16 protein-coding genes and 1 riboswitch are annotated in these 20,166 nt (G+C 66.2%); of the genes, 11 read left to right on the forward strand and 5 right to left on the reverse strand.

Features of this window, described 5'->3' with window-relative positions; translation table 11 throughout:
* The first annotated feature begins 24 nt into the window (after positions 1–24).
* Both IEW24_RS11065 and IEW24_RS11070 read left to right on the forward strand, forming a co-directional pair.
* Entirely contained in the window at positions 25–798 is a 774-nt protein-coding gene (locus tag IEW24_RS11065; protein ID WP_188578409.1) for a ferredoxin--NADP reductase, read from the forward strand.
* Between the two features lie 436 nt (positions 799–1,234).
* Entirely contained in the window at positions 1,235–3,868 is a 2,634-nt protein-coding gene (locus IEW24_RS11070) for a sulfite reductase flavoprotein subunit alpha (protein ID WP_188578411.1), read from the forward strand.
* A gap of 30 nt (positions 3,869–3,898) precedes the next feature.
* On the opposite strand, the gene IEW24_RS11075 is transcribed toward IEW24_RS11070, so the two are convergent.
* The gene (locus IEW24_RS11075) at positions 3,899–4,522 is read right to left on the reverse strand and encodes a helix-turn-helix domain-containing protein (protein ID WP_188578413.1); all 624 of its coding nucleotides are present in this window, start codon (positions 4,520–4,522) and stop codon (positions 3,899–3,901) included.
* Between the two features lie 85 nt (positions 4,523–4,607).
* A complete protein-coding gene (gene thiD / locus IEW24_RS11080; RefSeq protein WP_244644302.1) occupies positions 4,608–5,453 on the reverse strand; it encodes a bifunctional hydroxymethylpyrimidine kinase/phosphomethylpyrimidine kinase in 846 nt (281 codons plus the stop codon).
* A gap of 38 nt (positions 5,454–5,491) precedes the next feature.
* A riboswitch (TPP riboswitch) is annotated at positions 5,492–5,601 on the reverse strand.
* Positions 5,602–5,761: 160 nt separating this feature from the next.
* On the opposite strand from thiD, the gene IEW24_RS11085 reads away from it, so the two are divergent.
* The 3 genes from IEW24_RS11085 (at position 5,762) to IEW24_RS11095 (ending at position 9,645) form a co-directional block, all read left to right on the forward strand.
* Positions 5,762–5,998: an Lrp/AsnC ligand binding domain-containing protein gene (locus IEW24_RS11085; protein WP_188578415.1), complete on the forward strand. Its 237-nt coding sequence runs from the start codon at positions 5,762–5,764 to the stop codon at positions 5,996–5,998.
* Between the two features lie 166 nt (positions 5,999–6,164).
* The gene (locus IEW24_RS11090) at positions 6,165–8,816 is read left to right on the forward strand and encodes a cation-translocating P-type ATPase (RefSeq protein ID WP_188578417.1); all 2,652 of its coding nucleotides are present in this window, start codon (positions 6,165–6,167) and stop codon (positions 8,814–8,816) included.
* A 163-nt stretch (positions 8,817–8,979) separates the two neighbouring features.
* Positions 8,980–9,645 carry a cytochrome b/b6 domain-containing protein gene (locus tag IEW24_RS11095; RefSeq protein WP_188578419.1) on the forward strand — a complete coding sequence of 222 codons (666 nt, stop codon included), beginning with the start codon at positions 8,980–8,982 and terminating at the stop codon, positions 9,643–9,645.
* A gap of 90 nt (positions 9,646–9,735) precedes the next feature.
* Here the strand turns inward: IEW24_RS11095 and IEW24_RS11100 are convergent, their stop codons facing one another.
* The 3 genes from IEW24_RS11100 to IEW24_RS11110 all read right to left on the reverse strand — a co-directional run bounded on the left by IEW24_RS11100 (position 9,736) and on the right by IEW24_RS11110 (position 13,591).
* A complete protein-coding gene (locus tag IEW24_RS11100) occupies positions 9,736–10,161 on the reverse strand; it encodes a c-type cytochrome (protein ID WP_188578421.1) in 426 nt (141 codons plus the stop codon).
* 200 nt (positions 10,162–10,361) lie between these two features.
* Positions 10,362–12,671 carry a xanthine dehydrogenase family protein molybdopterin-binding subunit gene (locus IEW24_RS11105; protein WP_188578423.1) on the reverse strand — a complete coding sequence of 770 codons (2,310 nt, stop codon included), beginning with the start codon at positions 12,669–12,671 and terminating at the stop codon, positions 10,362–10,364.
* Positions 12,672–12,823: 152 nt separating this feature from the next.
* Positions 12,824–13,591, reverse strand: coding sequence for a competence/damage-inducible protein A (locus IEW24_RS11110; RefSeq protein WP_188578425.1), 768 nt, complete (start codon positions 13,589–13,591; stop codon positions 12,824–12,826).
* Between the two features lie 163 nt (positions 13,592–13,754).
* On the opposite strand from IEW24_RS11110, the gene IEW24_RS11115 reads away from it, so the two are divergent.
* The 6 genes from IEW24_RS11115 (at position 13,755) to IEW24_RS11140 (ending at position 20,157) form a co-directional block, all read left to right on the forward strand.
* Positions 13,755–15,170, forward strand: a complete 1,416-nt coding sequence (locus IEW24_RS11115; protein ID WP_188578427.1) for a circularly permuted type 2 ATP-grasp protein — start codon at positions 13,755–13,757, stop codon at positions 15,168–15,170.
* Positions 15,171–15,303: 133 nt separating this feature from the next.
* The gene (locus IEW24_RS11120) at positions 15,304–16,254 is read left to right on the forward strand and encodes an alpha-E domain-containing protein (RefSeq protein ID WP_188578429.1); all 951 of its coding nucleotides are present in this window, start codon (positions 15,304–15,306) and stop codon (positions 16,252–16,254) included.
* Positions 16,255–16,337: 83 nt separating this feature from the next.
* Positions 16,338–17,180 carry a transglutaminase family protein gene (locus IEW24_RS11125; protein WP_188578431.1) on the forward strand — a complete coding sequence of 281 codons (843 nt, stop codon included), beginning with the start codon at positions 16,338–16,340 and terminating at the stop codon, positions 17,178–17,180.
* Between the two features lie 206 nt (positions 17,181–17,386).
* On the forward strand, positions 17,387–17,821 hold the full coding sequence (locus tag IEW24_RS11130; protein WP_188578433.1) for an HIT family protein: 435 nt from the start codon (positions 17,387–17,389) through the stop codon (positions 17,819–17,821).
* Positions 17,822–18,027: 206 nt separating this feature from the next.
* A complete protein-coding gene (locus tag IEW24_RS11135; protein WP_188578435.1) occupies positions 18,028–19,155 on the forward strand; it encodes an ATP-grasp domain-containing protein in 1,128 nt (375 codons plus the stop codon).
* A gap of 138 nt (positions 19,156–19,293) precedes the next feature.
* Positions 19,294–20,157: a hypothetical protein gene (locus IEW24_RS11140; protein ID WP_188578437.1), complete on the forward strand. Its 864-nt coding sequence runs from the start codon at positions 19,294–19,296 to the stop codon at positions 20,155–20,157.
* Positions 20,158–20,166 lie beyond the last annotated feature (9 nt).

The raw sequence follows: 20,166 nt of genomic DNA on the forward strand, positions 1-20,166 counted from the left end.
TTCGAGATTTCGAGCCGGCCCGACATGAGCAATCTGAACGAAGAGACGGTCAAGAGCGTCCATCACTGGACGGATAATCTGTTCACCTTCACCACGTCCCGTGATCCGGGTTTCCGCTACCTGAACGGCCAGTTCGTGATGATCGGCCTCATGGTGGAAGGCAAGCCGCTGCTGCGCGCCTATTCGCTGGCCAGCGCCAATTACGAGGAAGACCTGCAGTTCTTCTCCATCAAGGTGCAGAACGGCCCCCTCACCTCGCGCCTCCAGCATCTGAAGCCGGGCGACAAGGTGCTCGTTGGCCGCAAGGCCACCGGTACGCTGATCCAGGACAACCTGACCCCCGGCAAGCGGCTCTACCTGCTCTCCACGGGTACCGGGCTCGCGCCCTTCCTCTCGGTGGTGAAGGACCCGGACGCCTACGAGCGGTTCGAGCAGATCATCCTCATCCACGGCTGCCGCACCGTGGCCGAGCTCGCCTATGACGACTACCTCACCAAGGAGCTGCCGAACGACGAGTACATCGGCGAGCAGGTGAAGGAGAAACTGGTCTACTACCCGACCGTCACCCGCGAGCCGTTCCGCAATCAGGGCCGCATCACGGCGCTGATCGAGAACGGCAAGCTGTTCACGGACATCGGCGTGCCGCCGCTGAACCCCGCAGAGGATCGCCTGATGCTTTGCGGCAGCCCCGCCATGCTGAAGGATCTGGTGGAAGCGCTGGAAGCGCGCGGGTTCAACGAGGGTAGCCAGTCGAGCCCAGCGGAATATGTGATCGAGAAGGCGTTCGTGGAGCGCTGACCGCACGCCTCCAGATGAGACGAAGGACCGGCCGGACACCCGCGCCGGTCCTTTTTCGTTTCGAAGCCGGCTCGGAATACCGGCGCAATGAACGGAGACGCCAGCGGGACGATATCGCCTGTCGCCAGAACGCCGGCCTCCGAAGCCGCCTCCTAAAAACGCAGTTGAGCCCCCACACGCCTGCGCAAATCCGCATTCGCACACCAAGCCCCATGTAGTGACTACAAGGCATTCCCACCCCCTCAGGCCAATTTCTTATAACTGTTCCATTCAAGCCTGCGGCAAGTTGAGAGACTGCTGACCCGTTGCTATGCATGGCTTCGAAATATTCTGATTTCGGAAAAATCTGTCTGGGGCCGGTGCCATTTTCTGCATCGCGTACCGCAGGCTTTTCCGGTCGCGTGGGTTCAAGCCACGCGGCGGAAGCGTGGTAGGCATGATCAAGGCAGTTCTTTTCCAGTTGCACTGGTTCTTCGGCATCACGGCCGGCATCGTGCTCGGCGTGGTGGGCCTCACGGGCGGCATGCTGTCGTTCGAGGACGAGATTATCAGCGCGCTGAATCCCGGCATCATTACCGTCGCGCCGCTGCCCTCTCCCCTGCTCACGCCCGATGCGCTGCTCGCGAAGATCCGGGCCGCCGAGCCCGATCGTGCCGTCACCATGCTCGTCCTGCGCGCAGAACCGGACCGCGCGGCCCGCGTCCTGATCGCGCCACCGCCGGGTACGCAGGGGCGGGGTGAGGTCCGCTATGCCAATCCCTATGACGGCGCCCTGCTGCCCCCGCCCCGTGGGCAGGAGACGATGCGCTTCATCATGCAGATCCACCGCTGGTTGGCGGCGGGCGAGGTGGGCAAGCAGATCGTCGGCGCCTCCACCGCCATCCTGATCTTCTTCGCCCTCAGCGGGCTCTATCTGCGCTGGCCCCGCAATGCCCTGTCGCTGAAGCGCTGGTTCACGCTCGACCTGTCCAAGCGCGGCCGCTCGCTGTTCTGGGAGCTGCATTCGGTCATCGGCACATGGGTGCTGCCCTTCTATCTTCTGGCGGCGCTCACCGGGCTCACATGGTCCTACGAGTGGTACCGCATGGGCTTCTACGACGTGCTCGGCGCCCCCCGCCCGACCGCCCGCGGCACACCGCCCGCAGCCCCGCCCGGCCAGCAGGCGCAGCAGGGCACGCGTCCCAACGGCGAAGGCGGCGAGCGCGGCGGCAATCGGGGCCAGACCGGCACGGGCGGCGGCAACCGCGCGACAGCCGACCTCGCTACCCTGTGGCCCGTTTTCCTGAAGGAAAGCGGCGGCTATGAGCAGGTCATCCTGCGCCTGCCTCAGGGCGGAAGCGGCAGCACGCAGAGCTTCCAGTACCTGCCCCTCCACGCCCCCCACGACCGCGCCAGCAACACGCTGGTACTGGACGCCGCCGGCAAGGTACGCGAGCACAAGCGCTATGCGGACCTGCCGCTCGGCCAGAAGCTGGCAGGCAGCATCTTCCCGCTACATTCCGGCAGCTTCTTCGGGCTGCCCGGCACTATCCTCATGATGGTGGCCAGCCTGCTGATGCCGCTGTTCACCGTCACCGGCTGGTTGCTGTATCTGGATCGTCGCCGGAAGAAGCAGGCCATCGCCCGGCAGTCGGATGTGCTGGACGCGCCCCATTCCCCCGTTGCCGCCGCCCTGTCCGCCGATGTGGCGGCACCGGTTCTGGTGGCCTTCGCCAGCCAGAGCGGCACCGCCGAGCGCCTCGCCTGGCAAAGTGCTGGCGCGCTCAAGGCCGCCGGCTTGCCCGTGGAGGTGAAGGCACTGGGCGCGCTCGGGCCGGACGCGCTCACAGCCACGCGCCGTGCACTGTTTGTCGTCTCCACCTTCGGCGAAGGCGAGGCACCGGATGCCGCCCGTGCCTTCGCGCGCCGGACCATGGCTGGGACGGCGGCGCTCGGCCAGCTCGACTATGGCGTGCTGGCGCTTGGAGAGCGGTCCTATGACCGCTTCTGCGGCTTCGGCCGCGATCTGGATGCCTGGCTGCGCACCCACGGCGCCACGCCCTTGTTCGATCGCGTGGAGGTGGACGGCGAGGATCCGAGCGCGCTACGCCACTGGCAGGCACAACTGGGGGCCATTTCCGGGGCCACCACCCAGCCGGACTGGGTGCCGCCCGCCTATGGCCGGTGGCGTCTCACCATGCGGCAGCTACTCAATGCCGGCAGCCAGGGCCTGCCCAGCTTTCATCTTGCACTTGAGCCCATGGATGCAGCGGATCTCGCCTGGATTCCCGGCGACATCGCAGAGATCGGCCCCCACAACGCGCCCGCCGCCGTTGAGGCGTTCCTCTCAGCCACCGGCCACACAGGTCAGACCCAAGTGGCGACCGATACCGGTATTCGATCGCTGCGCGACGTGCTGGCCGAGCGCCTCCTCCCCGCCCCAGCCGAAGTGGCCGGCCGCACGCCGGACGATCTCGCGCGCACGTTGCCGCCTCTGCCGCATCGGGAATATTCCATCGCCTCCATCCCGGAAGATGGGCGGCTGGAGCTTCTGGTGCGCCAGACGCGGACGGATACGGGCTTCGGCCTCGGCTCCGGCTGGCTGACGTCCCATGCGCCCAAGGGCGGCGAAATCGCGTTGCGGGTCAGGCGCAACTCCGCCTTCCACCCGCCCGCCGGCGACCAGCCGCTGATCCTCATCGGCAACGGTACCGGTCTTGCCGGATTGCGGGCGCATCTGAAGGCACGGATCCGCGCGGGCCATGATCGCAACTGGCTGATCTTCGGCGAGCGCAATGCCGCCCACGACTTCTATTTCCGCGACGAGATAGCCGGATGGACGGCATCGGGCGGACTGGAACAGCTCGACCTTGCCTTCTCGCGCGATGGCGGCACGCGCTATGTGCAGGATGTGCTGGCCGCAGGCGCGGACAGCCTGAAGGACTGGGTAGCGAACGGGGCCGCGATCTATGTGTGCGGCAGCCTCGCAGGCATGGCGCCGGCCGTGCATGACGTGCTCGTGCGCACGCTGGGAGCGGACCTGCTGGAACAGATGGCCGAAGATGGCCGCTACCGGCGCGACGTCTACTGATCGCGCCGGGATTGCTCAATAGAGGCCGGATCAGTCGAGGACGGCGGCCTTCAGCAGGCAGACCATGAAAGCGTGCGCCGGCACGTCGCCCACGTTGCGGATGATGTGCTGGCGGTCGCAGCGATACCGCAGCGTCTCGCCCGCCTTCGCGCTTTCCACCACGCCGCTCACTTCCACCTGCAGCTCGCCTTCGATCACCGAGAGGCATTCCACCGAGCCCAGCTGATGGCCTTCGCTGTCCAGCACCCCGCCCGGCTCAGCGTGGAAGTCGTAATATTGCAGCCATTCGACGGTCTTGATCCAGCCGATGATGGCGAGGCGGCACAGGCCGTCCTCGGACTGGAGCATGGGCGTGTCGGCGCGGGTCAGCTTCTCCACGAAGGGCGCTTCGTCCGAGGCAGCCAGCACGCGCTCCACCGTCACGTCCAGTGCCTGCGACAGGCGCCACACGGTGGCAAGGGTGGGATTGGTTTCGTTGCGCTCGATCTGGCTGATGATCGACTTGGCAACGCCCGATTGCTCGGCGAGGTCGGACAGCGAGAGATTGTAAGCCTTCCGCAGGCGCTGGATGGTCTTGCCAAGCTGGCCCGTGATGGCCTGTGCGCCCGGCTCCAATCCGCTGCCTCGCTCGGCGGGCTTCTCACGCTGAACCATGACTCTCCCTTTTATCGAACACTCGTTCGCTTCCCCGGACGATAGCGGCAAAGCCACAGACCGGGCAAGGAGAAAGCGGGTACGATCAGAGGGATCGGGACGGCCAGAGGGCGTGGAAATGGTGCACCGGGCCGTGTCCGCTGCCCACCTTGAGCTGGTCGGCGGCGGCGATGGCCCCGGTGATATAGCGCTTGCCCTCGGTGACGGCGGCCAGGAGATCATCACCCTTGGCCAACCCCGCCGCGATGGCGGAGGAGAGCGTACAGCCGGTGCCGTGCGTATTCATCGTGGCATGGCGCACCGCCGGCAGCCGCAGCACACCGTCCGGCACCACCAGCAGGTCCACGCTCTCCGCGCCGGCACCGTGGCCGCCCTTCATGAGCACGGCCCTGGCCCCGAGCGCCAGCAGCGCTTCGCCCTGCGCCTGCATCTGGCCCTCATCCTCGGCAATACCCGTCTCAAGAAGGGCAGCAGCTTCCGGCAGATTGGGGGTGAGGAGGTCCGCGAGTGGCAGCAGGCGCGCCTTCAGGCTGTCGATGGCCGCATCTTCCAGCAGTCGCGCACCGGACGCGGCCACCATGACCGGATCAAGCACCACCGGCCCGACCTTCAGCCGCACGAGGGCATCGGCCACGGCGGCAATGGTGGCGGGGCGCGAAAGCATGCCGATCTTCACCGCTGTCACCTTCAGATCACTGAAGACCGCGTCCATCTGCTGCACGATGAAGTCGGGCGGCGCGTCGTGGATGGCGGTGACACCCAGCGTATTCTGGGCGGTCAGCGCGGTGATGACGCTGGCACCATAGACGCCAAGGGCCGAAAAGGTCTTCAGATCCGCCTGAATACCGGCCCCGCCGCCGGAATCGGAACCGGCGATGGTGACAGCGATTGGCGTTGAGGCCTCGAAGGTGGGGATGCTGCTGTTTGCCACGCTACGCCTCAGAGCATCGGAAGGCGAAAAGGGGCGCCCCTGCGCCGCGTCTCGGTTCCCTCCGCCGGCATGATCCGGATCAGGTTCGCGGGTTGGCCCTTTCAGGCCTCTCAGCCGTCCATGACGGACGGCACCCCGACGAGATGAGTGAGATGTAGCCGCCCCCCACGCCGGCTTCAAGCACCAGCGTTCGGGCGCCCCGTTTCGGATGCGCGTCTTGACAGACGACCGGCCGACGCGCTTGTCACGGCGGGTGCTTTTGTCCACCCTGTCGCGCGCGCCGCTCGACGGCGCCATGGAGCGTTCCGGTGATTCCCTTTTTCGTCCAGATCAAGTGCCAGCTCGGCAAATCCTACGAAGTCGCCAATGCCCTGGCCGACGCGGAGATCGCCTCCGAAATCTATTCGACGGCCGGTGACTTTGACCTGCTGGTGAAGTTCTATGTCCCGGAAGGCTCCGACATCGGTCACTTCGTGAATGAGAAGGTCCAGAAGCTGCCCGGCATCCAGGACACACGGACGATCATCACTTTCAAGGCGTTCTGACGCTCTGGCGGAACATTGCTCCGCAGCCGTCCCGTTCCTCCCGCTCCGGCCGGAGGCGCGGGCAACCGGAAAGGCATCGGCGCCACAGGCGTGAAAGGTTTCGCGCATGCGTTCGCCGGCCCCTTCCGAAGCTTCGCGGCCCGCAGCGCGCGGATCTGACGGCACTTTGGCGCACGCATCACCCGGCGCCTCCGGCACCGCCTCTCCCGACACACAGGCTGCCGCGCACGAGCCTTCCGGTGAGGCCACGCAGACACAGACCACCCTGCTCGCTCCCGCGCCCCGCGTCACAGGACCACAGGGGCTCTCGCCCGCCGAGGCCGCGCGCCGGCTGAAACTGTTCGGCCGCAACAGCCTTGAAGACCTGCCCCGCCAGCCCCCCGGACAACTGCTGCTTGGCGCGCTGAAGCATACGCTGGCGCTTCTTCTGCTGGCTGCCGCCGCGCTCTACACGGCCATGGGCGATGTGACGGAAGGCTTTTTCCTGATCGGCTGCGCCGGCCTTTATGTGCTGCTCGCCGTCATCCGGCAGATCCAGCGCGATCGCATCCGGGTTGCCCTGCACCGGCTGGCCGAACCGGCGGTGCGCGTTCGCCGCGACGGCCGCCCGATCCGCCTGCCCGCCGGCGATCTCGTGCCCGGCGACGTCATCGCCTTCGCGGAAGGCGAGCGCATGCCGGCCGATGGCGTGCTGCTTTCCAGCGATCCGGTCACGGTCGACGAGAGCATGAACGGGACAACCTCCATCCGGACGGAGAAATATCCCGCCGGGGTTGCGGCATCGCAGACGCTCGCCTCCGATGCCTGGACTCCGGAGGCGGTGGCGCAAACCTGGATCTTCCCCGGCCGTGTGCCCTCCACCGTCCTGTTGCGAGGCGCGCTGAATCTGCGCGGACGGGGCTTTGTGCAGATCGCCGCCACCGGCGTGGCCGCGCTCGGGCGTGGCGGCCCGACGCGCACACTGCTGGATGACAGTCCCTCCCCGCTTCAGCTGGCCGCCGGGCAAATCGCCCGCAGGTTGGCCCTCGTGGGCATCTGCTTCTGCGTGCTGGTCACGGTGGTCACGGGTCTGTTTCAGGATGACTGGTACCTCGGCGGTCTTGCCGGCATCGCGCTGGCGCTGGCACTCGCACCGCAGGAATTGCCGCTGCAGCTCGACCTGCTGCTGGCCCACGCCGCCCGCCGCCTGTCGCGCGTGAAGGTTCTGGCCCGACGTGGCACGGTGGTGGAAACCATCGGCGCCACGACGGTGCTCTGTGTCGGCAAGACCGGCCTGCTGACCGAGGGGCGGATCACACTCACGGCCTTGCGTGAAGCCGGCGGCACACTGGTCCTGGCCCCCGGCGTGCCGGTTCCCACCCGCGGCCACGCGCTGCTGCGCCTCGCCCTCTACGCTACGCCTCCGGCCCCGACCGACGCCCTGGATCGGGCTATTCTGGCGGTGACGGACACAGCACTGCCGCCGCCCGATGCACGGCTGGTGGAAGCCTATCCCCGGCGCCGCGATCTCAACGCTTACGTGCAGCACTGGCGGGCCCCCGGAGGTGGCGACCTGTTCGCCGCCAAGGGGGCGCCCGAAGCCATCGCCCGCCTCTGCCATCTGGAAGGCCATGCCTACACCGCCATGGAGCGGGATGCGGCTGAGTTCGCCGCCCATGGCCTCCATGTGCTGGCAGTGGCCTATCGGCAGGTCGCGAAGGATGTCCCCACGCCCAAGGGCACGCTGTTCACCTTCGCCGGCCTCATCGCCTTTTCCGATCCTGTCCGTTCCGACGTGCCGCAGGCCATGGGCGAGGCGAGGCGCGCGGGCGTCAAGGTGCTGCTGGTGACAGGCGATCACCCGGCCACGGCCCGCGAGGTGGCGCGCCAGTCCGGCATCGACACCACTGCCGGCGTACTGACCGGGGCCGAGATCGCACGCCTGACACCCGAGTCGCTGATCACGCGCGTCAGGGAGGTGCGGGTATTCGCCCGCATCCAGCCCGAGCAGAAGCTGGCCATCGTCACGGCTCTGCGAAACGATGGCGAGGTGGTGGCCGTCACCGGCGACAACGAGGGCGACGTGCCGGCGCTGGCAGCCGCTCAGATCGGCATCGCGGTGAGCCGTCGCGCACCGGACGCCGTGCGGCAGGTGGCGGGGCTGGTGCTGCTCGACGATCGCTTCGCCTCGCTGGTCGCGGGCATCCGCAGCGGTCGACGCGTGTTCAACAATCTCAGACGGTCGTTGGTCTTCATCGCCACGGTGCGCGGCGCCATGGCGGGACTTGCCTTCGTGCCCCTGCTCATGGGCGTGCCGCCTCTGCTCTATCCCGTGCATGTGGTGCTGGTCGGCCTGCTGGCCGGGCCGTTGACGGTGCTGGTGTTCCGGAGCGAACCCGGCAACCGGCACGCCATGTCACGCCCGCCCCGCGCCGCATCGGAAGCCCTGTTCGGCAGCGCGGAGATCACCTCCAGCCTGCTTCAGGGTCTGGTCCTGCTGGCGGTGTTGCTCGCCCTCTATGTGGGTGCCGTGCGCCTCGATCATCCCGGGCTGGAGGCGCGCACATGTGCGTTCCTGGCTCTCCTCATGACGCTGCCAGTCCTGGCCTTCGCCAGCTCCGCCGAACCGGGCGCGCGGCTGTTCGGCCGACAGCGCGGAGGATTCTGGGCAGTTACGGCGCTGGTCGTGGTCATCGTCGCGCTGGTGCTGCTCTTGCCACAGGCTGCCATCCTGTTTCGCCTGGGCCCCATCACCCCCGTACAGATGGCGCTTGCCCTGATCCTCGCCCTTGTGGCCGGAGGGTGGGGAGGCCTGCTGCGTCGATTCGGCCAGCCCTGAACGTCACGAACCGGCCGCATCATCATGAAACGGTGCGCCTGCCATTCCAGTAGCATTCACGCAGACAAAACAACCGACGTTGCTTGAAATCACGCAATCGTCGCTTGGCTTGCACCATGCGCTTTGCCATGTGCTGGAGATCATCTGATCAAGGGACGTTTGTATGTCGAGCACGCAACTGCGCTGGGTGAAGGTCTGGGACGCGCCGACGCGGCTGTTCCATTGGAGTCTCGTGATCCTGGTCGCCTGCGCCTATTTCACGGCGCGCTTCGGCATGATCGAATGGCACTTCCGGGCCGGCTACGCCATTATCGCGCTGCTACTGTTCCGGCTCGTGTGGGGCTTCGTCGGCAGCGATACCGCGCGTTTCAGCCGTTTCCTGCGTTCGCCTTTCGCCGCGCTCCAGCATCTCGCGCATTTCCATCGCCGCGAGCCCGACACCGAGGTCGGCCACAATGCGGCCGGCGGCTGGATGGTGCTGGTGATGCTTGCACTGCTGCTGTTCCAGGTGGGCAGCGGCCTGTTCTCCAATGATCAGGTCTTCTCCGAAGGGCCGCTCGCGCAGTTCGTCGACTCCGGCACCAGCGACAGGATCACGGGCTGGCACGAGTTCAACTTCAATCTCATCCTCGGCCTCGTCGGCCTGCATGTGCTGGCGGTGATCGGCTATGCGGTGGTGAAGCGCCACGATCTGGTGCGGCCCATGGTGACGGGCTCCAAGCGCCTGCCCCGTTCCATCGCGGCTCCGCGCATGACCAGCCTTGTGCTTGCAGCCGTGCTGTTCCTGGTAGCCGCGGGTATCGCCTACGCCTTGTCCACACTTTCCTGAGCGGACGATCAAAATGAAAGAGCCGGCCGGACAATCGCTGTCCGGCCGGCTCTTTTTGTTTGTCAAAGTCCCGCGCGCGGGAGGCTGCCCTCAGCGCTGGGTGTAGGACTGATGGCAGGCGCGGCAGTTGCTGCCGACGGCAGCCATGGCGGTCTTCAGCCCATCGGGCGTGCCCACCTTGTCAGCGTTGGCGGCGATGTCGGCCTTGAACTTGGCAAGCGCCGCGTCGAAGCCCGCGCGGTCGGTCCAGAGAGCCGGAGCAGCCTTGGTCTCGCCGACGTTCGAACCCTCGGGGAACAGCGTGCCGAACTTCTCGGCATCGGCGGCGTAATCCTTGAAGATGGCTGCGGCCTTGGCGGCATCGTAGGGCGTCTCACCCTTCATCATGGCCGCTGCGACCTTCGTATCGTCGCCGATCTCCTTCATGAGCGCCCGGCGCTCCTGCATCACGTTCTGGGCCAGGGCAGCCGTAGTGGCCAGAGGAACAAGAAGGGCGGCGAGAAGGGCAAGACGCATCGGCAACTCCCGAGGGACGATTAGAACCACTCTCGTTCTAAACGGCGAAAGGTGAAGCGACCATGGCACCGCAGTACGTCTCGCGAAAGCGTGATGGTAACAGCGGTTTCGAGCAACCAAAGATTGCACGCCCACTCATCAACTCGCGCTTTACGCAGAGTTTCCCGGCGGTAACTAGGCGATTCACATCACCTTTTCACTCAAGCGGAACGTCGCACCGCGCGGATGGCGTCGAACACCGCGAGCGGTGTCGCCGGCATGTCGAGATGGCCAATTCCGTGCGAGCGCCACAAAGCGTCCACCACCGCATTCATCACCGCCGGACAGGAGCCGATCGCCCCCGCCTCCCCTGCTCCCTTCACGCCAAGCGGATTGGTGCGGCAGGGCACGTTGCGCGTCTCGAAGCGGATATCGGGCAGGTCGGCTGCGCGCGGCATGGCATAGTCCATGAAGCTGGCGGTGATGAGCTGACCATCCTCGTCATAGACGGTGCGTTCCAGCAGCGCCTGCCCCACGCCCTGCGCGATGCCGCCGTGCACCTGCCCAGCCAGCAGCAGCGGGTTCAGCGTCATGCCGAAATCGTCCACCACCACATACTCCACCAGTTCCACCGAGCCGGTGTCGGGGTCGATCTCCACCTCGCAGGCATGGGTGCCATTGGGATAGGTCGCCTCGGACGCGGCAAAGGCATCCGTGGCGTTGAGATGATCGGCCGTGGCAGAGGGTAGGTTCGCCAGTTCGGCCAACGAGAGGCGTCGGTCAGTGCCGGCCACGGCGAGCGCACCGTCGAGGAATTCGAGATCAGCGGGATCCGTCTCCAGCGCGTCGGCGCCGAGTTCCTTCAGCGCCTCTGCCATCCTGCGCGCCGCGCCCGCCACCGCCGCACCGCCGATGGGAATGGAGCGTGAGCCGCCGGTGCCAGAGCCGTTGGCGAGATCGTCCGTGTCGCCCTGAAGCACCCGCACATCGGCCAGCGGCAGTTGCAGTTCGTTGGCCACCAGTTGGGCGTAGGCAGTCTGATGCCCCTGCCCGCTCGACTGGCTGCCGATCTTCACCGTCACCCGTCCGTCGACGCCAAGGGTGAGGAAAGCCGGCTCCGCCCCGCCACCGCCGCAGGCTTCGATATAACTGGCGAAGCCGAAGCCCCGGAGCTTGCCGACGGCACGGGATTTTGCCGCGCGCGCCGCGAAACCCGCATGGTCCGCCAGCTCGAGAGCGCGCGTCATGTGGCCGTTGAATTCGCCACTGTCATAGAGACGGCCGGTCTTGGTGCGATAGGGCATCTCGTCCGGCGAGATGAAATTGCACCGGCGCAGCTCTTCCGGTGGGATTCCGATCTGGCGTGCGGCGGCATCCACGATGCGCTCGATCACATAGGCCGCCTCCGGGCGACCGGCGCCACGATAGGCGTCCACGGGAGCGGAGTTGGAATAGACACCGCGCACGCGCGCATGGAAGGCGCCGATCTTGTAAAGACCCGGCAGCATGGAAGCGCCGCCCCACGGCACGAAGGGGCCGTAATAAGAGAGATAGGCGCCCATGTTGGCGAGCGTATCCACCTCAAGGCCGAGGAAGCGGCCGTCCGCATCGAGGGCCAGAGCCACGTCGGTGATGTTGTCCCGCCCCTGGCTGTCGCCCTGAAAGTGCTCGTTGCGTTCACCGATCCAGGCCACCGCATGATTGAGCATGCGGGCGGCCAGCGCGGTCAGCGGATATTCGCAGAAGGGGAACATCTTGGTGCCGAAGCCGCCGCCCACATCGGGCGTGATGACGCGCAACTGCTCACGATCCCATTTGAGCACCTTATCGGCGATGGCATTGCGCAGCAGGTGGCTGCCCTGGCTGCCCAACGTCAGGCGAATGCGCCCGCTCTCTTCGACTTCCGCCAATACACCGCGCGTCTCCATGTAGTTGGTGACGATGCGGTTGTTGACGAGCCGAAGGCGCACCACGTGCCGCGCCGTTGCAAAGGCGGCCTCGGATGCGGCGGCATCTCCGAACTCTGAAGTGAAGGCGATGTTGCCGGGCCGCTCCGCATACACGAGCGGCGCGCCGTCTTCCGCCGCCACTCCGAGATCGGCGACCGCCGGCAGAGCGTCCCAGTCGATCTCCAGTGCCTCGGCGGCATCGCGCGCGGCGCTCAACGTATCGGCGACGATATATGCGATCGGATCCCCCACGTGGCGCGCCGTACCGCCCGCTAGCATGGGATGACCGGGCACCCAGAGCTTGTCTTCGCCAACAATCGTGATGGCGGCTGCCATCGGCATGTCGCCATAGTCAGCGAGATCATCGGCCGTGAGGATCAGCCGCACACCCGGCAGGGCGCGCGCGATCTCCAGATCTGCGAAGGCAAAGCGGGCGTGGGCATAAGGGGAGCGGACCACGAGGCCCACCCACGCATCGCTGGCCGCCGCGGCATCGGCCACATAGCGACCGCCGCCCGTCAGCAGGGACGCATCCTCGACACGCTTGTGGGGCTGCCCGACACCGAACTTCAGTTGCGCCATATGCCCGCTCCCGCGTGCCTGCTGATGCCTGCCTCAAGGCGTAGCATGATCGACCTGCGACGCCGCAAGCCAATTCGCATGCCGTGTCGCAGGCGCATGCTGCTCGGGCATGCCTCGGAACCTATCGGGGAACCTCTGGTCCGCGATCCCGTTCACCCCACGCTCTGCCGCCCGGCCACCATGGCCATCACGGCCTCACGCGCTGCAGCAAGAGCGTGCGGGTCGCGGGACCGCACCACGAGGTTGGTGTTGGGCCCGGTGTCGGAGGTGAAGGGATAGGACCCGATGGATACCCCCGGAAAGCGTTCGGCGATGGCCTTCAGGGGCGCAGCGATGTCGCCCTCCTTGGCATTGGCCAGGACGGTTTCGGAGAGCATGCGCGGCCCGGTGTCCAGCGTCGGCAGCACCACTTCCAGCATTGCGTGCATGATGGCCGGCACGCCGGCCATGACGATGACGTTGCCGATTCTGAAACCCGGTGCCTTGGAGACGGAATTGGCGATCAGATCGGCACCGGCGGGGATGCGGGCCATGCGCAGGCGGGCCTCGTTGAGGTCCTTCTCCGCGATGAATTGCAGCAGCATGGCCTTTGCGCGGGGATCGACGTCGATGGACACGCCGAATGCCTTTGCAACCGCGTCCGCTGTGATGTCATCATGGGTCGGCCCGATGCCACCTGTGGTGAACACATAGGTGTACCGACGGCGCAGCGCGTTGAGAGCATCCACAATGTCCTCTTCCACGTCGGGAACGACCCTGACCTCGCGCAGATCGGCCCCGATCTCGGTCAGCCGCTCGGCGATGTGGCCGATGTTCTTGTCCTTCGTCCGGCCGGAGAGAATCTCGTCGCCGATCACCAGAAGCGCCGACGTGATCTGCCGTTCCGCCGCGACCGGTTGCGTGCCGTTTGCCTCCGCCATCCACCTTCCTCCTGCCTACGGCAGAGCCATACCGCCTGCCGCTGCACATGAATTGTTCAACACATTCATCTTTGTACCCGATTGAGGCCCACGAATGATGCGTTAGCCCTTCCTTGGCACGATGTTTGTACATAGGCTGAATTGAACCGGAGTGGCAGTCCCGATGGCGCGTGCGTTCGACGAGATGTCCAGTGATGACGGCAGCGTCCGTAAAGCCTATGAGACGTTGAGCCGCTGGTTGACCAGTGTGCCGCATGATGTGCTCGATCATCGGCGCAAGGAGGCGGAATATATCTTCCGCCGCATCGGCATCACCTTCGCCGTCTATGGCGAGCAGAATGCGCAGGAACGGCTGATCCCGTTCGATATCGTTCCGCGGATCATCACCAGCGATGAGTGGACCCGCCTCGCCAAGGGGCTGGAGCAGCGCGTGAAGGCGCTGAACCTCTACATCAAGGATGTGTATTCCAAGCGCGAGGTTCTGCGCGCGGGCATCGTGCCCGAGGAACTCGTCTATCAGAACCCGGCCTTCCGGCCGGAGATGAACGGCCAGTCGGTGCCGCACGATCTCTACGTGCACATCGCCGGCATCGACATCGTGCGCACTGATCCCAACAGCTTCTATGTGCTGGAAGACAATGCGCGAACCCCGTCCGGCGTGTCCTACATGCTGGAGAACCGGGAGATCATGCTGCGGTTGTTCCCCGAGCTGTTCTCCATGCACCGAGTGGCGCCGGTGGAGAATTATGCCGACGACCTGCTCGCTACCCTGCGCTCACTTTCGCCCAACGGCGCGCATGAGCCCAACGTCGCGATCCTCACGCCCGGCATCTACAATTCGGCCTATTACGAGCACTCCTTCCTCGCCGACAAGCTGGGCGTGGATCTGGTGGAGGGGCGCGACCTCTTCGTCGAGGACAATGTCGTCTACATGCGCACCACCGAGGGGCCGAAGCGCCTCGACGTGATCTATCGCCGGCTCGACGACGATTTCCTCGACCCCCTCGCCTTCCGCCCCGACAGCGTGCTGGGCGTGCCCGGCCTGATGAGCGCTTACAAAGCAGGCAATGTCACGCTCACGAATGCCGTCGGAACAGGCGTTGCGGACGACAAGGCCGTCTACAGCTACATGCCCGAGATCATCAAATTCTATCTCGGCGAGGAGCCACTGCTGGCCAATGTGCCCACATGGCGCTGCCGCGAGCCCGACCATCTGAAATATGTGCTGGAGCATCTCGGCGAACTGGTGGTCAAGGAAGTCCACGGCTCCGGCGGATACGGCATGCTGGTGGGGCCGAAATCCGACAAGGCGCAGATCGAGGCCTTCCGCGCCAAGCTGAAGCACGATCCGGCCAATTTCATCGCCCAGCCCACTCTGGCACTCTCCACCTGCCCGACGCTCGTGGACGAAGGTGTCGCTCCACGTCACGTGGACCTGCGCCCCTTCATCCTGTCCGGCTCCGACAAGGTGCGCATCGTGCCCGGCGGGCTCACGCGCGTGGCCATGAAGGAAGGATCACTGGTGGTGAACTCCAGTCAGGGGGGAGGAACGAAAGACACCTGGGTTCTCGACGCCTGAGGCGGAGGTGCCCGCCGGCTTGTGTGGCAGGCTGACGGGGAAACGTTTTCCCGCCGGTCTCGTCAGGGAACCGGTTCTGAGCCGCGGCGCCATACGGCACCGCTTGCCATGTTTCTTTTGAGATGGGCTTTTCATGCTCTCCCGCACCGCCGATAATCTCTACTGGCTGAGCCGCTACGTGGAACGCGCCGATTGCCTGGCGCGCATTCTCGACGTGGCCCAGCGTCTCTCTCACACGCCTGTCACCTATGGCGGCTCCACCAATGAATGGAGTTCGGCCGTACTCACCGCCGGCTGCGTGGAAGGCTTCGTTGCCCGCCATGGCCCCGTGGAGAACGCGACCGAGGAGAATGTGGTCTCCTTCATCGCGTTCGACCCGGAAAACCCGTCCTCCATCCGCAATAGCTTCGAGGTTGCCCGCACCAATGCGCGCTCGGTGCGCACCGCGCTGACCTCGGAAATGTGGGACGTGATCAATTCCGCCTGGATCGAGCTGCGCGCCTTTCCGGACAAGGCCATGACGCGGGAAGAACTCTCCCGCTTCCTCGCCTTCGTGAAGGAGACTTCGCTGCGCTTCGACGGCGCCACGTTCCGCACCATGCTGCGCAACGACGCCTACTGGTTCTCGCGTGTCGGCGCACATGTGGAGCGGGCGGACAACACCGCACGCATCCTCGACGTGAAGTATCACGTGCTGCTGCCGGAAAAAGAGCACGTGGGTGGGCCGCTGGACTATTTCCAGTGGGCCTCGATCCTGCGCTCCGTCTCCGCGCTCACCGCCTTCCACTGGGTGTACCGCGACAGCGTGAAGCCGTGGCTGGTGGCCGACCTGCTGATCCTGAACCGGCAGATGCCACGCTCTCTGGCGGCCTGTTACGACAATCTCTCGCGCAGTCTGGATGACATCGCCGCCGCCTATGGTCGGCAGGGGCCCGCGCAACGCCTCGCCCGCTCCACGCTGGCCAAGCTGTCCAACCAGTCCATCGACGAGATCTTCCAGGCTGGACTGCACGAATTCATCAGCGACTTCATCGGCGACAACTACAAGCTCGGCAACGAGATCGTCGAGCAGTACCTGACCTGAGTTTTGCGCCGGCGCGCCGCCGGCGAACCAACGTGACACCGGAATGACAGAGGGCGGCACCGGCCGCCGACGGGGGAATGGGAATGCGGGTGCGCGTGCGGCATGAGATCACGCATCGGTTCGAGCCGGCGGCACGGCACGCCATTGCCACGCTGCGGCTGACCCCGCGCAGCCATGTGGGCCAGCATATCCTGCGCTGGACGCTGGATGTGTCGCCCGACTGCCGCCTGATGCCGGAGGAAGATGCATTCGGCAACACGGTTCACACCTTCTCGGTGGGCGGGCCGGTGGAGACGATCACGGTCATCGCCGAGGGCGACGTGGACACGCAGGACACCACCGGCGTCATCGCCGGCTCGGCCGAGCGGTTTCCCCCCTCCCTCTTTCTGCGCCAGACCGACATGACCCAGCCCGACGCGGCCATCATGAAGCTGGCGGACGCAGTGGCGACCAAGGCGACCACCCCCCTCGACCGCCTGCATGGGCTGATGGTGGCGGTCCACGAGGGCACCACCGAGACGGCCCCCGAAGCGGATGCGACGGCCATTGCCGCCGGCAAGGCGCTGGCGGCTGGCGAAGGTACCGCAGCCTCGCTCACGCACGTGTTCATCTCCGCCGCCCGCCACCTCAAGCTGCCGGCCCGGCAGGTTTCAGGCTATGCCGTGATGGCGGACGTTCCGGCCGCCTTCCGCGAATGGGCGGAGGCGCATGTTCCCGGAATCGGCTGGGTGGGTTTCGACTGCGGCAAGAATGTCTGCCCGTCTGACGGCTATGTGCGGCTGGCCGTGGGCCTCGATTCCCTCGCGGTGGCGCCCATGCTGTCCACCGGTTCGCGGGCCGAGAATACGGCCGTGGCACGTGACTTCTTCCAGTCCCCCAAGTCCGGCCAGAGCCAGCAGCAGGGACAGGGCCAGCGCCAGGAATAGGCAGCGCCTCACCGCGCCTTCGCCTACCCGGCTTCCTTCCGTCAACTTGACCCGTGTGCTCGCGCCTGCGATGCCCCCTGCGCTTGAGCACGTTCCGTTCGGATCGCGTGATGATCCGGATGGTAGAACGTTCTCTATCAAGGTTTAGAGGCTCAACGATCAGGTTGCTCAACCTGATCTGATCAGCCTCCGAGAGGAGACACCGAATGAGCGCGACGACCGCCTACGACACCAACAACGTTTTCGCCAAGATCCTGCGCGGCGAACTGCCCGCCCATAAAGTCTATGAAGACGACCGCGCGCTGGTGTTCCTCGACATCATGCCCCGTGCGCCCGGCCATGCGCTGGTGATTCCCAAGGCCCCCGCCCGTAACATCCTCGATATCGAGCCCGATGATCTCGCCTATGTGCACCAGATCGCGCAGAAGGTGGCCAAGGCCGGCATGAGCGCTTTCGGGGCCGACGGCGTGACCCTGCAGCAATTCAGCGAGGAGGCCGGCGGGCAGGTGGTGTTCCATCTGCATGTCCACGTGATCCCCCGCGTGGCCGGCGTTGCCATGAAGCCGCCTGCCAGCGAGATGGAGAATGGCGACATACTCGTCAGCCATGCCGCCAAGCTGAAAGCCGCGCTGGAAGCCTGAAGCCGCCCCTATCCACGATACCGTGCGGCGCACACAGGGATATTGCGTCGCACGGCAGGGTGCTTTTTCCGTCCTGCCGCCTTGGTTATGCTGTTCGAGCCATAATGGCGCCCGCGACCGTGAGCGGGGAACCGGCGCCGGAGGAGTGCGTTTCCTCCCACCGTGTCCTCGTTGACCCCCTTCCCCGTCACGGAGGACGACACGCCATGGACCTTGCCGTCATCGCCTTGTGCGCCCGCCCGCTCGTGGCCAGTGCTGCGCGCGCCGGCCTTTCGCCGCTGTCGCTGGATCTGTTCGCCAATCTCGACACCTGCGCCAAGGCGGCCCGGTGCGTGCGCGTGCATCGCTCGAATGGCGCCTTCGATGGCGATGATCTCATCGCCGCCCTCACCAATCTCGGCCCTGCCGGACTTCCGGTGGTGCTCGGCGGCGGACTTGAAGATGATCCGGCGCTCATGGAGCGCATCGCCGCGCGCAACCCCATTCTTGGCAATGGACCGGCCACGGTACGGGTTCTGAAGGATCCGCTGGCGCTGGCAGCCTTGTGCGGTGCGCTGCGGATCCCCTTCCCTGATGTCTCGCTGAACGCCCCCGACGCAGCATTCGCTGCCCGGCCTGCGCTTGAGAAGAAGATCGGCGGCTGTGGTGGCGGCCATATCCGCCGCCGCGCCGCCGGCGATCTCGCGCCACCGCCGGATGGTTTCTTCCTGCAACAGGAAGTATCGGGCGACATCTATTCGCTGCTGATGCTCACCAACGGCACTGAAGTCAGGACGATCGGTGCCTGCCGCCAATGGCACGCGCCGGACGATACCCACCCCTATCGCTACGGCGGCATGGTCGGCCCCGTCGCCTTGCCTGCGCGCCACGCCTCCGCCATCGAGGCTGCCGCCCGCGACATCGCGCTGGCCTGCGGGCTCGTGGGGCTGGTGTCGGTGGACCTCGTCATCGGCGCCGATCGCTGGTGGCTGGTGGAGGTGACGCCGCGCCTCAGCGCGATACTGGACATTCTCGACGCCGATCCGTTACCGCCTTTGCTCACCGCCCATCTCGCCGCGTGCGGCGGCCAGATGCCCGGCCCGTTGCCGATGCCGAAGGAACATCGGGCCTGTGCCGTGCTCTATGCCACGGCAGAGGTCATCATTCCCGATGGCCAATGGCCCAGCGCGACCGCCGACCGGCCGGCACCCGGAACGGTGGTGAAGGCCGGTGCGCCCATTTGCACCGTCCACGCCGCCGGCACGGCTCCTGCTGCTGCGGAAGACCAGTTGACCCGCCGATTCATCGAAGTGCGGGAGTGGCTGGGGCTTGAAGCGGTGGAACTCGCGGGCTGAGCCCGACTTCCCTCACCAAAGGGGAATGAGTCTATACTCGCGGCAGAGCAATTCCCGCGGAAACGAGCGTGGTTCTGCGCCAGGAATTGAGCCCAGCCCATGGCCAGGAGCATTTCCGCGTTTCCATGATATGCGGAAATGCTCCTGGCCTTGCGGCTGATGGGTGACGAAAGGCGTTCCATGCGCGTCTTCCTGTGCGAATACCTCACCGCTGGCGGTTTTCGGGCCGCCCCGCTGGAGGCACTCGCGCCGGATCGTGTGCGTCAGGCCCTGCTGCTGCGCGATGCGCTGGCGCGGGATCTGGAGGCCATTCCCGGGGTCACGGTGGTGCTCGCCCATGATGACCGCCTGCCCGCGCCAGAGACGCTGAGCACTGCCGTGCCGGATGGCACCGATCCGTGGGTCATCTGGACCGAGCTCGCTCGGCAGGCGAACGTCGTCTGGCCCGTGGCGCTGGAGCCGGCCCGCCTCGCCACCATGGCCAGCAGCTTCCGGCATCTGACACCGCATGTGATCGCACCGAGCGCCGATGCGCTCGCTCTTACGGCAGATCCTCTTCGCCTTTCATCCCTGCTGGCGCGGGCTGGAGTGCCCGTTGCCGACACGCGCGGCGCCCCCGCCTCCCTTTCCGTCCTTGCCCGGCCGGATGGCACGACCCTGCTGGGCGTGAACATTCCGGATCTGGCAGCAGACGGCAGCGCCCGCGCCATCACCGTCGGTGCGCGGCCAGACACCAATGGCGCGCTGGCCGCTCTGGCCGCTGCTGTGGTTGAGGCGGTGCCGGGCCTGCTCGGCCTTGTCGATATCCACATTCGCCTGCAGCCGGGAGCGGCCACCGTGACGGGTATCCAGCCCGGCCCAGGTCTCGCTTATGCGGGTCTTCACCGTTCGCGCGGTATCAACCCCCTGGCCTTCCTGCCCGCCCTGATCCGCGAGGGTCGCCCGCCCCGCATGCCGCATCTACCCCCACCACAACCCGTCACGGTCTGTCTCAGCGACTGATCCGCCCCG

This window comes from Azorhizobium oxalatiphilum (assembly GCF_014635325.1).
In the GTDB taxonomy this organism is placed as follows: domain Bacteria; phylum Pseudomonadota; class Alphaproteobacteria; order Rhizobiales; family Xanthobacteraceae; genus Azorhizobium; species Azorhizobium oxalatiphilum.